The organism is Streptomyces sp. NPDC021225, from assembly GCF_044332865.1.
GTDB lineage: Bacteria > Actinomycetota > Actinomycetes > Streptomycetales > Streptomycetaceae > Streptomyces.
Window position 1 is genome coordinate 248,694 of record NZ_JBIRPV010000006.1, and the last position, 12,575, is coordinate 261,268.

General features: G+C 70.6%; 10 protein-coding genes. 3 read left to right on the forward strand and 7 right to left on the reverse strand.

Annotation, left to right across the window (positions count from 1 at the left end; translation table 11 throughout):
* Positions 1-223: 223 nt before the first annotated feature.
* Positions 224-865, reverse strand: coding sequence for a TetR/AcrR family transcriptional regulator (locus ACH4S9_RS27050; protein ID WP_385340094.1), 642 nt, complete (start codon positions 863-865; stop codon positions 224-226).
* 102 nt (positions 866-967) lie between these two features.
* Between ACH4S9_RS27050 and ACH4S9_RS27055 the strand changes: the two genes are divergently transcribed.
* Positions 968-3,322 (forward strand): MMPL family transporter, encoded by a 2,355-nt coding sequence (locus ACH4S9_RS27055; RefSeq protein ID WP_398374136.1) that lies wholly within the window; start codon positions 968-970, stop codon positions 3,320-3,322.
* A gap of 135 nt (positions 3,323-3,457) precedes the next feature.
* On the opposite strand, the gene ACH4S9_RS27060 is transcribed toward ACH4S9_RS27055, so the two are convergent.
* The 3 genes from ACH4S9_RS27060 to ACH4S9_RS27070 all read right to left on the reverse strand — a co-directional run bounded on the left by ACH4S9_RS27060 (position 3,458) and on the right by ACH4S9_RS27070 (position 5,732).
* Positions 3,458-4,057, reverse strand: coding sequence for a TOPRIM nucleotidyl transferase/hydrolase domain-containing protein (locus ACH4S9_RS27060; protein WP_398374137.1), 600 nt, complete (start codon positions 4,055-4,057; stop codon positions 3,458-3,460).
* Between the two features lie 264 nt (positions 4,058-4,321).
* Positions 4,322-5,032, reverse strand: coding sequence for a PIG-L deacetylase family protein (locus ACH4S9_RS27065; protein ID WP_385340221.1), 711 nt, complete (start codon positions 5,030-5,032; stop codon positions 4,322-4,324).
* A gap of 232 nt (positions 5,033-5,264) precedes the next feature.
* On the reverse strand, positions 5,265-5,732 hold the full coding sequence (locus tag ACH4S9_RS27070) for an Rrf2 family transcriptional regulator (RefSeq protein WP_398374138.1): 468 nt from the start codon (positions 5,730-5,732) through the stop codon (positions 5,265-5,267).
* Between the two features lie 129 nt (positions 5,733-5,861).
* Here ACH4S9_RS27070 and ACH4S9_RS27075 point away from each other — a divergent pair, with 129 nt between their 5' ends.
* Positions 5,862-7,067: an NAD(P)/FAD-dependent oxidoreductase gene (locus ACH4S9_RS27075; protein WP_385340086.1), complete on the forward strand. Its 1,206-nt coding sequence runs from the start codon at positions 5,862-5,864 to the stop codon at positions 7,065-7,067.
* A gap of 87 nt (positions 7,068-7,154) precedes the next feature.
* Here the strand turns inward: ACH4S9_RS27075 and ACH4S9_RS27080 are convergent, their stop codons facing one another.
* The 3 genes from ACH4S9_RS27080 to ACH4S9_RS27090 form a co-directional block, all read right to left on the reverse strand.
* Entirely contained in the window at positions 7,155-8,108 is a 954-nt protein-coding gene (locus ACH4S9_RS27080) for a TIGR01777 family oxidoreductase (RefSeq protein WP_398374139.1), read from the reverse strand.
* Positions 8,105-10,348 (reverse strand): SMI1/KNR4 family protein, encoded by a 2,244-nt coding sequence (locus ACH4S9_RS27085; protein WP_398374140.1) that lies wholly within the window; start codon positions 10,346-10,348, stop codon positions 8,105-8,107. The genes ACH4S9_RS27080 and ACH4S9_RS27085 overlap by 4 nt, the downstream gene beginning before the upstream one ends.
* A gap of 132 nt (positions 10,349-10,480) precedes the next feature.
* Positions 10,481-11,215, reverse strand: a complete 735-nt coding sequence (locus tag ACH4S9_RS27090) for a TioE family transcriptional regulator (RefSeq protein WP_398374141.1) — start codon at positions 11,213-11,215, stop codon at positions 10,481-10,483.
* A gap of 70 nt (positions 11,216-11,285) precedes the next feature.
* On the opposite strand from ACH4S9_RS27090, the gene ACH4S9_RS27095 reads away from it, so the two are divergent.
* Positions 11,286-12,500, forward strand: coding sequence for an erythromycin esterase family protein (locus tag ACH4S9_RS27095; RefSeq protein ID WP_398374142.1), 1,215 nt, complete (start codon positions 11,286-11,288; stop codon positions 12,498-12,500).
* Positions 12,501-12,575: the final 75 nt, after the last annotated feature.

A 12,575-nucleotide genomic window follows, 5' to 3' on the forward strand; every position in this document is an offset into this window, starting at 1 on the left:
TGGAGCCGGAACATGCGGAAGCCAGGTACTGCGGACCGACCAGCGCCCATGCGACGACGCGCCGGGAACCTGCTCACCGGCAGCGTGGGACCACGATCCAAGGTCATGGATCAGAGAATGCGAAGCGTGCCGGGAAGATTTTTCGGCAGCGTGATGACCATGTCAATGGCGGCCCGGAACGCAACCGGTGGGGACGCGTGGTGTCCCGGGCGGGCCGTGCCGGTCAGCCGCGGGTGACGCCGCTGATCGCGGTGCGGAGGTCGTTCTCCTCCGGGAGCAGGGGCGGGAGCGGGGTCGCGCCGGCGGGGTTGAGCGAGTCGAAGAGCAGGGCGATGAAGCGTGCCCGCGTGGAGGGCGTGGTGCCGGGGAGTGCGAGGCCGGCGATGCCCATGACGAGGAAGCGCGGGATGTCCTCCGCGGTGAGGTCGGTGCGGATCTCGCCCTGCTCCTGGGCGCGGAGCAGCAAGGGGTGGAGGGAGGTGGTGAAGCGCTGGAGGACGTCCACGGCGACATCGGCGAAGTTGCTGGCGAAGGTGACCAGTCCGCGCTCCTCGGTGATGAGGTCGAGCAGCCGGGTGGCGATGTCCAGGAGGGACTGGCGCGGGTGGCGGAGTGCCGCGGCGTCGGTGATCAGGGGGAGGAGGTCGGTCTCGAGGATGTCGTCCAGGACCGCCCGGACGAGGGCCTCGCGATTGGGGAAGTGCCGGTAGAGCGTGGCGATCCCCACGCCCGCCTCGGTGGCGATCTGCTCCAAGGAGCCCTCACCGGTGCCGAGAACGGTGCGTCCGGCCGCGATGATGCGCTCCACGCTGGACCGGGCGTCGACCCGGCGGGACCGGTGTGTACGGGGTGCGGCATTCGGCACCTTCGACTCCTCTCGCTCTGAACCGCAGATTACCCAACCCCTCAAGAAGTGATAGCTTCCTATCGCTTTGATAGTAGCCTCTCACTTAGTGAGGAGAGAGTTGTGTCCGTGCTGCTGTACCGGCTGGGGCGTTTCGCCTACGCCAGGCCCTGGTACGTCATCGCCGGCTGGCTGGCGGCGGTGTCCGCCGTGGTGGGTCTGCTCGCGATCAACCCCGTCAAGCTGAGCAACGAGGTGCGCATCGACGGCACCCCGGCGCAGAAGGTCATCGACGATCTGGCGAAGTCCCTGCCCGAGGCATCCGGTGGGCAGGGCATGCTGGTGTTCCGGGCGCAGCACGGGACCCGGGTCGACGGCGGGGACAGCCGCACCGCGCTCATCGCCGCAGTGGACGCGGTCTACCGCCACGACCACGTCATCGACGCGCGCGAGGCCCTCGCCGCGGAGCTGGCCAAGGGCGAGAAGAGTCCCCTGATACGGGCCCAGGCCGCGGTGGCCCGGGCCGTCGGGCAGCCGGCGGGAGGCGGTGCACCGACGCCGCTACAGGAGGACGGTCGGCCCGTGCCAGGGGTCCTCGTCTCGGCGGACGGAACCACCGCCCTGATGCAGTTCCAGTTCGACGAGCAGACCTATGAGCTGCCCTCCGGGACGATCGACAGCGCCGTCCGGGCCGCCGAGCGCCAGGCCGAGCGCGGCCACCTCGACGTTCTGCCGGCGGCATCGATGATGGAGATACCCGAGATCGTGGGTGTCGGCGAGATCGTCGGCGTCGTCGTGGCGGCCATCGTCCTGCTGGTCACCCTGGGGTCGGTCGTGGCGGCGGGCCTGCCGCTGGTCATCGCCCTGGTCGGCGTCACCCTGGGCGTGGGTGGCGCCTTCACCCTCTCCACCGTTTTCGAGATCCACTCGCTCACCGCCGTACTGGCCCTGATGCTGGGACTCGCCGTCGGCATCGACTACGCCCTGTTCATCGTCAACCGGCAGCGGCGGCTGATCCTGGACGACGGCCTGGACGCGCACGAGGCGGCCGGCCGGGCCATCGGTACCGCGGGCAGCGCGGTCCTGTTCGCCGGCAGCACCGTCATCATCGCCCTGACGGGGCTCCTGGTGGTCGGGATCGCCCTGCTCAACACCATGGCCCTGGTCGCCGCGGCCACGATCGCCATCGCCGTCCTGCTCGCCCTGACACTGCTGCCCGCCCTCCTGGGCCTGGTCGAGGAGCGCATCTGCTCGGCCAAGGCCCGCCGCAGGGCACAGCGGCAGGCCTCCACCGCCGCGCACACGCGGGCGAGCCGCTGGGGGTCACATCTGGTCCGGCACAGGTACTCCGCTCTCGCCGCGGCGTTCCTGATTCCCCTGATCCTCGCGCTGCCCGCCGCCTCCATGAAGCTCGGCCTGCCGTCCGGCGACGGCTACAACTCCGACACCGCGCAGCGCAAGAGCTACGAGGCGGTCAGCGACGCCTTCGGCCCCGGTTACAACGGACCCCTCATGGCCGTCGCCCGCTCCGCCGACGGCGGACGCCCTCTGACCCCCACCGCGCTCGCCGCGGTCGTCGCCGACCTGAAGGACACCCAGGGCGCCGCAACGGTCTCCCTGGCCGGCATGAACAGCTCCGGCACCACGGCTGTCCTCGGTCTCGTGCCCGGCGACGGACCGAACGACGACGGCACCAAAGCCCTCGTCACCTCCGTGCGGGACAAGAGCGGGCAGATGAGCCGGGAGCACGGCGTCGCCGTCGGAGTCACCGGCTTCACCGCCCTCGCGATCGACGTGTCGGACCGGCTCGCCGACGTCCTGCCCCTCTACGTCGCCACGGTGCTCGGGCTCTCGCTGGTCGTGCTGCTCCTGGTCTTCCGCTCCGTCGTCGTTCCGGTGATGGCCACCCTCGGTTTCGTGCTCAGCATCGCCGCCACCTTCGGGGTGACCACGGCCGTCTTCCAGTGGGGCTGGCTCCAGGCCCTGTTCGGGCTGGACGCGACCGCGCCAGTGGTGAGCCTGCTGCCCATCATCGTCACCGGTGTGCTCTACGGACTGGCCATGGACTACCAGATGTTCCTGGTCACCTCGATGCGCGAGGCCCGCATGCACGGGGCCGACCCGCTCGACGCGACCGTCTCCGGATTCGCCCACGCGAGTGCCGTTGTCGTCGCCGCGGCGACGATCATGGTCTCGGTCTTCGCCGGATTCATCTTCAACGCCCAACCCATGATCAAGCAGGCCGGGTTCGCGCTGGCCGTGGGCATCGTCATCGACGCGTTCGTCATCCGTATGACGTTCATTCCGGCCACCATGGCGCTCGCGCGCGAAAGAGCCTGGTGGATCCCCGCGTGGCTGGACCGCGTCCTGCCCGATCTCGATGTCGAAGGCGACAAGCTCACCCAGCGGATCCCGCTCCCCCTTCCCGACGCCTCCCGGCGGCACGACACAACGCTGAAGGCCGAAGCCACCGGCTGATGCCCGGTGTGGTGGGGCGTCAGGCCACCTGAGGCTGCCCCCGGCCCGGCCGAGCGCGTTGCGCAGTTCGGCCGGGCACCGCTCGTCGGCGTACGCCGCTGTGGTGAGCGACGGCGCCGGGACGTCGCCCAGCGGTCAGAGGCCGGCGAGCAGGCCGTCGAGCGGGGCGGGTACGCGATCGGGGTCGAGGGCCTCGATGAGGACGCGGCCGTAGTGGATCTTGCGCCCTTTCTTCGTACCGAGGAAGCGCCGCAACTGCTGCTGCGAGGTGCGGCCCCGCTGCGCGGGCTGGCGCAGGAAGGTCTTCAGGGCGCGCAGGTCGCCCTCCGCGCGGACGAGTTCCTCCACCCGAGTCACGCCCAGCGCGCGGATGAGTTCGTCCTCCAGATCCGCCGAGCAGACGAAAAACCCTTGCTGTAGGCCGCGGGCGTAGTAGGGACGCTCCGCCTCGTCGCACAGTCCCGTGAGGCGGAGGTCCAAGCCGGGAGGCCCGAGGAGACGGGCGAAGCGTCCGATGCTCATCGCTCCGCCCATCGGCAGAACGCAGACTCCGTCGGCCGCCAGGTCCCGGCCGCGGCTCGCGGCCAGCGCGCCGACCGCCGCGGCGTCGCTCGGCCCTTCGAGCAGGACGACCGCCCGGACGGGCAGCCGCGCGGCCAGCTCGCGCGCGGGGTCGCCGGGGCCACCGGCCGCCCACGCGGTGACCGCATCCCGGAACGCCCCCATGTCAGCCATGAGACGAGTCTCCGCCCCTTTCCGGCCGCCACGCCAGGGAATTTCCGCCGGTGTGCCGATCGGCGGTGAGAAGTGGCCCGACGGGGCGCACCCCGCCTCGTGGGCGGGCCCCCGGCGCACGTGCTTCGGTTGGTATGCAGGGCGCCGGTGGTGCCGATGTCCGTGCGCGTGACGCCGCCGCCGCCCTCGGACGGGACGCCGACGCCGACAGCATCGACGCCGTGGCCACTTCGCGCATCCGGCGCGCGGGTGTCGCGACGACGGTCAGCGGTTGAACAGTTCGAAGACGACGGCCGGTTTCCCGCCGAACCGTCCGCTCATCGCTCGGGTGTTGTCTGTCAGGAAACGGCGTACATGCGTCTCGGGGTCCTCGTCGGTGAGCGCCTCGAGGTAGGCGCGATGTTCGAGCAGCGAGCGCACTGCCTGCTCCAGACCGCGCTCCGCCGGCACCGCGTGTGTGGGGTTTCTGGAATTGGCGACAGCGACCCAGCGGACGCCATTCCACGGCCGCAAGCCTTGCTCAGTCAGCTCCGGAAAGATCCAGCGGTTCTCGGCATCCGCCGCCGCGTCGAGGACGGCATGCCCCACCGCCACGTGGTCCTGGGTGTTCCAGGCACCCGAATTCCATGTGGTGTGATGGTTCAGGGTGATCACCAGCTCGGGCCGGTGACGACGAACGGCGGCGGCGATGTCGCGGCGCAGCGAGACGCCGTACTCGATCACGCCGTCCCGGTGGTCGAGAAACTCCACCACGGACACGCCGACGACGGCGGCACTGGCACGCTGCTCCCGTTCCCGCAGCGGTCCGCACTCAGCCGGCACAACGCTGTCGATGCCCGCTTCGCCGCGCGTGGCGAGGACATAGGCGATCTCATGGCCGTCTTCGGTCCAGGAGGCGATGGCGGCCGAGCACCCGTATTCGAGGTCATCAGGGTGGGCCACCACGGCGAGAGCATGCTGCCAGTCCGAGGGCATCGGCAGCAGCTGAGCGGACGTCGAACCGGTCACCGTGCCTGCTCCTCAGCCTGCCGAGGGACGCGGGGCGCGCAGGTGGGCCCGACCACTGAGTCCTTGTCCGGCATTGGACCGCACCTCCATACGTACTCCGGGCTCACACCACTGTCTGGATGTGATGACCGAGTACCCGTGGTTCTGCGACAGATGCCGCCGCCCTCTGCCCGGAGCAACCCACGGTTGGCGTGCACACTCAGTCCAAGGCGGCTTTTACCACCTGCTGGATCATCGGGGTGCGGTCCAGCTCTGCTCTGATGTCGGCAAGAGTCTGGGCGGCCAGAGCCGTGCGCCACGCCTGTTCCGCACGACGCATGGCCATGTTGACGGCGCAAGCGTCTGTAGGAGGCGGTGAAAGTTCGCCGATCTTGCCACAGCAACGGATCTCTGTGCAGTGAAAGAGCTGTGTGCTCCCCTCGATGGCCTCGACGACGTCCAGCAGTGTGATGTCACGGAGAGGCCTCGCCAGGCGGAAACCTCCACGCGGCCCGGGGACGGAGGTCACGAGCCCCGCCCTGGCGAGTTGCTGGAGCTGCTTGTTCAGGTAGGAGGCGGAAAGGCCGTGGGCCTCGGCGAGCTGGTTGCTGCCCACGGGGCCGCCGCCTGTCATGTCCAGGTTGAGCAGTGTGTGCAGGGCCCACTCGACGCCCTTAGCCATTCGCATATCCCGGACATTACATGCCCGGGATCGCCCGCATCGCGACGGATGCGTCGACGAAATCTTGACACTGAATATCCAGGATATGTAATGTCCGGGATTGGAGGCGGTGGGACCGCAAAGAAGGAGAAGTACGTGAAGGATGTCCTGGTCATCGGCGCGGGTTTCGCGGGCGTGTGGAGCGCGGCGGGAGCGGTCCGTGCCGCCCGTGAGGCGGGGAGCGCGGGCGACGAACTGCGCGTGACGTTGGTCAGCGGCGGCGATGACCTGGTCATCCGCCCCCGCCTGTACGAGGAGGCCCCGGACGGGATGCGGGTGCCTCTGGACCGCGTCCTCGGCCCGATCGGCGTACGCCGCATCACGGCGACCGTCACCGGGATCGACACCGAGGCGCACACCGTACGCGCCGTCGGGCGGGCCGGCGAGGAACTGGACCTGGCCTACGACAAGCTGGTGCTTGCCACGGGCAGCCGGCTTGTGCGCCCGGACGTCCCCGGCTCGCAACACATTCTCGACATCGACACACTGCCCGCGGCGGCCGCGCTGGACGGCCACCTGGGGCGGCTGCCGGAGCGGGCGCCGTTCGAGGGCCGTTTCACCGCGGTCGTGGTCGGGGCCGGCTTCACCGGTCTGGAGATCGCCACCGCACTGCGTGAACGGCTTCACGCGATCGCCGACCGGCAGGGCGCCGCTGAAGACGTCCGCGTCGTTCTCGTCGACCGCGCCGACGTCGTCGGCCCGGAGCTCGGCCCAGGTCCACGCCCGACCATCGACGGCGCGCTTGACGAGCTGAAGATCGAACGGCGCCTGGGGCGCACCGTGGCAGCCGCGACCCAGCAGGACGTCACACTCTCGGACGGTGAAGTGATCCCCGCGGCAACCGTTATCTGGACGGCCGGCATGGTCGCTAGCTCGCTCACGGAGCAGATCCCGGGCGAACGTGATCGGCTGGGACGGCTGAGCGTGGACGCGTACCTCCAGGTGATCGGAGTCCCCGACGTCTATGCGGCCGGCGACACCGCACACGCCACCGCGGAAGAGGGGCACTCCACGACGCAGAGCTGCCAGCACGCCCTGCCGATGGGGAAGTTGGCCGGTCACAACGTGGCGGCCGAGCTTCTGGGGAACGCCCTGCTGCCCTTCACCCCGGACCCCTACACCACCTGCCTGGATCTCGGCCCCGCCGGCGCCGTGTTCACACAGGGCTGGGACCGGGAGGTCGTGTCGACCGGGGAGGAGGCCAAGACCCTCAAGAAGAACATCAACTCGCTGTGGATCTACCCGCCGACCGACGACCCGGAGCAGATCCTCGAGCAGGCAGTCCGCTTCTCCAACGGCTGACACCCGCGGCCCTGACCCCGGCCGGCCACCGCGTGTCCGGCGCACAGCGGCAGAACGCCGCTGTGCGCCGGGTAAATCCCCCGTTTTTCAAGCGCGGCCCCGCTTCTGACGCACCCGCCGGACAAGTTCGTCCGCGGCCTGCGGCCACTCGGTGTGGTCGAACGCGAACCCGGCCTCAAGGAGCCGACCCGGAACGACCCGGCGGCTCTTGAGCAGGAGTTCGGTGTCGGAACGCAGTGCGAACGCGCCGATCTCGGCCATCCACTTGGTGGCCGGCAGACCCACCGGGACGCCCCACGCGGTGCGCAGCGCGCTCATGAACGCTCGTTGAGGCAGGGGAGCGGGGGCGGCGAGATTGACCGGTCCGGTGATGTCGTCCCGGTCGATGAGGAAGGTGGCAGCGCGGACGAAATCATGGTCGTGTATCCAGGACACGTACTGGGCTCCGCCCGCGACCGGCCCGCCGAGACCGAGGCGGGCCAGCCACAGCAGGTAGTCGAACACGCCACCGCGATCGGGGCTCATCACCATCGCTGAGCGCAGGGCCACCTTGCGGGTGTGCGGCGTCCGGGCCCGTTGCTGTTCCCGCTCCCAGTTCTGTGCGATCTCGACGCTGAAGTCCCAGTAGCGGGGGACATCGGGTTCGCCGCCGCCGATCGTTCCGGTTGCCTCGTCGTTGGGTGCGTCGAAGCGGTGGGTATAGATGGTGGCGGTGCTCATCTGGAGCCAGACCCGGGGAGGCCGTCGGGCAGCCGCGATCGCCTCGCCCACGACACGCGCGGAGTCCACACGCGAGTCCATCATGGCCCGGAGGTTCTCCTCGGTGTAGCGGCAACTCACGCTGCGGCCGGCCAGATTGATCACGACATCGCTGCCGTCGATGGTCTCCGCCCAGGGGCCGAGACTTCTGCCGTCCCACCGGAGTTCACCGCCGCGCGTCGGCCGTCTGGTGAGAACCACGACCTCATGGCCCGCGGCGGTCAGCGCCCGGTTCAGTATGCCGCCCACCTGCCCGGTTCCTCCGGGCAACACGATCTTCACGGTGTGGTTACCCCCGACCCCTCGCCCCGGGGCATGGTGACGATCCGACGGGCCCGGTGCGGGGTGATCAGGTCGCCGAGGACCGGGTCGGTGAGGAGGATCACCGGGGCTATGCGGTGTGGGGAGTCGGAGTGCCAGTGGGGCAGGGCGGTCTCGATGACCGTCCAGGACTCGTCGGTGTCGCCCTGCCGGGCGAGGGTACGGGCGAGGTCCAGGGCCTGCTGGAAGGCGGGGGATTCGGGGAGGACGGGCGGGACGAAGGCGGCGGCGCGGGCGATCCAGTCGGCGGTGTCGTCGCCCGAGCCAGGGGTGCCGAGGGCGGGGAGGACATCGCCGAGGGTCGAGATGTACCAGCCCGGGGCGCCGGTCCAGTCCTCCGCCGAGCGGCGCAGGAACAGCGGGGCGACCTCGGCACGTACCTGTTCGAGCCCGACCGCTTCGATGACGTGCGGACGGTGGAGGACGCCGCGCCGGATGTCGTGGTGCACACAGCTCCTGTCGAGGAAGGCGCCCAGGACGACTTTCAGATAGGCACCGGCCCCCGAGCCCTTCACCGCGGCCTCCTCGAACGTGGCCATCGCGGCCTCGACCTCGCCCCGCAGAGCCTGAGCGCGGCCCTTGGCCACGAGTTCCTCGGCGCCCTCGGGATGCACCCCGTGTCCTTCGTGGCCCTTGAGCTCCTCGAACGACGTGCGCTCCGCGGCGACCAGCTCGGCGAACGACGCGTGCCGGTCGCCCAGGCCCGGGTACCAGCTCGCCCAGATGTACGCGGCCCACTCCCCGTCCTCGGACACGTCCCCGGGATCCAGCAGCCAGTACTGGGCGTCGGCATCCCCGGAGATCAGCAGTGAGCGGTCCATCAGCGCGAACTCGGCGTCCAACTCCTCATCGTCGGCACCGTCCTTGATGTCGTCCGTGAAGCCGGGCATGGCATCGCGGAGCCAGTCGACGGTGTCGGCCGTCAGCAGCTCGTACATGAACGCGCTGAGGTGCCGCCACCCGTCGGACGCGCCGAGGAAGGCGCGGAAGCTGGGCGGGAGCCGGGTGCCCAGCCGGTCCTCCAGGGCCGCGACGCGGTCCTCACCGGCCCCCTCGTACCCCAGCCAGCCGGCGGCCCGCTGCTCTTCGCTGAACGCGGTCAGCTCGCTCTCGTCCGCCACCCGCAGGACGTCGGCGCTGTACTCGGCCAGATACGACCGCCACTGCTCTACCGTGCTGAGCCGCGCTGCCGCCGTCTCGGGCTTCGGGGAGACGGACGGCGACGCGCCCCGGTAGCCGATCGGGCCCTCGTTGACGCGCTGGTAGTAGCCGATGAAGCCGTCGCTTGCGGGAGCCGTGTCGGGACCGCAAACGGCGGCCCGCAGCGACACCGAGCCGGAGTTCCCCGCCTGGTCGCGCCACGTCACCCGCTCCACCGGGGCTCCGCCGTCCTCGACGAGCAGCCGCAGCTCCCCGGAGGCGTGCCAGCCGCCGCCCCAGCCCTCCTCCGTACGGAACCGGTGCACCGTGCCGTCGTCCGTGCCCTCCGGGAAGGCCGAGCGTGCTTCGAGACGCCCGCGGTACTCGGCGGGAGAGCCGTCCGCCGCGCGGTAGTGCCCGTAGAAGTCCGTCATCGCCGACTGGAAACTGACCGCCGCCTCCGCGCCGTCCTGCCCGCGCCAGGCGAGCTGCCCCGGCGGCGAGTGCTCGCCGCGGTCGAGGTGGACGAGCAGCCGCGGGGCGGGCCGCCAGCTCGCGGACCCCACGGCGCGCCGCTCGGCCCGGAAGGCGAACACCGCCTCCCTCGCGGCCTCCTCCGCCATCGCGCGGCGCGCGCCGCCGATCGCGTGGTACGGGTCCAGGGTGATCCGGTACAGCCAGAGCATGCTGTGCGCGTCGGCGGAACTGCGCAGGCGGAGGGTATTGGTGCCGGGCACCAGCAGCTCGCCGGGCACGGCGAGGGCCGTGTCCTGAGGTATGGCGCCACCGGGAATGGTGAAGTCCGCGATCAGGACGCGGCCGTTGACGGTGACGTCGACCGGGGCGTGGCCGAGGGACTTCCCCAACAGGGACACCAGGGCGGTGACGGTCAGCGTGGCCTGCGCGGGCACGGCGCCGTCGTCCAGCGTGAAGTCGAGCTCGACGCTCCCGCCCGCATCGATCTCGAGGTGATCGCGGGCCGGATGGCAGCCCTCGTAGCGGGCCGTGCTGTTCCCCAGCCGGGCCGGATCGGTGGTGAAGTCCCCAAAGGTCGGTCGCACGCCAGCGCTCCTGATACATCGTCAACATCGGGTAGACGTCGGCCTGCTGTCGACCTCAGCACCCTCATGGCTCCATCGATGCTAGGGCGGCCCTCTGACAACGCAGGGCCTCTCGCCGCGTGCACCGGGCTGTCATCCGCGCTCGCGGAGATACGCCTCCAGCTCGGCGGCCCCGGCCAGCATCGCCCGCCCGCGGGCGGACAGCCGGCCGTGCCACTCGTGCAGCGCGGCCTCCAGCGGCTCCATCCCGCCGGCCGTCCGCACCTGGGCGATCAGCGGGGCGATCTGCTCCAGCAGATAGCCGCCCCGCCTGAGCTGGTGGGCCAGCCGGGCGTCCCGTACGTCGGCGGCGTCATAGACGCGGTACCCGGTCAGCGGGTCGCGGCGCGGGCGCACCAGCCCGGCGCGCTCCCATTTGCGCAGCGTCGCGGGCCGGATGCCGAGCTTGCCCGCCAGCGGTCCGATGAACGTGCCGCCGGCCTCGGACACCGCCGTGTCGGGTTCGGGCGCCGCGGTGGGCTCCAGGTCGCGGAGGGCGCTCTCCACGGCCTGGAGTGTCCGCCGGTCGTCGAGCAACTGGGCATGGCTCTCGTCGATGAGGTGGAACGCCTCATCGACCGCGCCCTCGTTCACGGCGCGCATGATCGCCGTCGCCGTCTGGTGGCCGTGGCCGGGCACCAGGGCGAGAAACGCGCGCAGGGCCCCCGCGTGCAGCGAGGTATAGGTGCGGTAGCCGTGGGGTGTGCGATCGGCGGCCGGAAGGATGCCGGCCTCCTCGTAGTTCCTGATCGCCTGCGTGGACAGACCGTGCCCGCGCGCCAGATCAACGGGCCTGAGCCGTTCGCCGTTTTGAAGGTTTGGTCCCATAGGATCGGACGATATCGCGGCGGCATCGCGCAAAAGTTTCAACCGATGGTTCAACGATACCGTGGAAGGCATGGCTACTGACATCAAGGACATCACCCATGCCGTCGCGGCCGCCGCCGTCATGGGCCTGCTCCCGGCCCGGCCGCGGTTGCTCGCCCTGGGCGAGCCCACCCACGGCGAGGACACTCTGCTCGACGTGCGCAACGACCTCTTCCGGCAACTCGTCGAACAGGAGGGGTACCGGACGATCGCGATCGAGAGCGACTGCCTGATGGGCCTGGTCGTGGACGACTACGTCACCTCGGGCCAGGGCACCCTCGACGAGGCCATGGAGCGTGGATTCAGCCACCCCGACCTGGGGTTGGGCACCTCTGCGGCCAACCGCGAACTCGTGCGCTGGATACGTGAGTACAACGACGGCCGGCCCGCGTCCGAGCAACTCCGCTTCGCCGGTGTCGACGGCCCGCTGGAGATCACCGGCGCCGCGAGCCCCCGGCAGGCCCTCACCGCACTCCACGGCTATCTCTCGGCCCGGGTGGACGCGGACCTGCTCCCCTGCACCGCGGAAACGCTCGACCGCCTGCTCGGGGCCGACGACCGGTGGACCAATCCCGCCGCGATGATGGACCCGGCCCAGTCCGTGGGGCGGTCGGCCGAGGCCACGGAGCTGCGGCTGTTCGCCGACGATCTGGTGGCGCTGTTCGACGAGCAGACACCCCATCTGCTCGCGGCGACCTCGCGGGACGACTGGGACCGGGCGCGGCTGTACGGGCGCACCGCCACCGGCCTGCTGCGCTACCACTACTGGATGGCCGACACCTCACCGGGCCGGATGACGCGGCTGCTGGGCCTGCGGGATTCGATGATGGCCGAGAACCTCCTGGCCCTCACCCGGCGGGGCCCGGTGCTGGTCTTCGCCCACAACAGCCACCTCCAGCGGGACAAGAGCTCGATGCGCATGTGGGACCAGCCGCCGCTGGAGTGGTGGAGCGCGGGCGCGCTCGTAAGCTCCCGCCTGGGCGACGCGTATGCCTTCCTGGCCACCGCTCTCGGCACCCTCCGGCACCAGGGAGTGGACACCCCGCCGCCGGACACCGTCGAAGGACTCCTGTACGCGCTCCCGGAGGACCGCTGCGTCATCGACGCCCCCCGGCTGGCCACCGCCCTCGGCGACGCGCGGCCCGCGCCCCGCGTGTCCCCCTGGTTCGGCTACGCCCCGCTCGACCCGGCCCACCTGGCCGGAATCGACGGACTTGTGTTCATCAAGGACGTCCCGCAGAGCTAGCGCCACCGTCAACAGGTTTGCACACGCGGCTCCTTGAGCGGCAGTCAGGGGCGCGGGGCGCCGACACATTCAGGG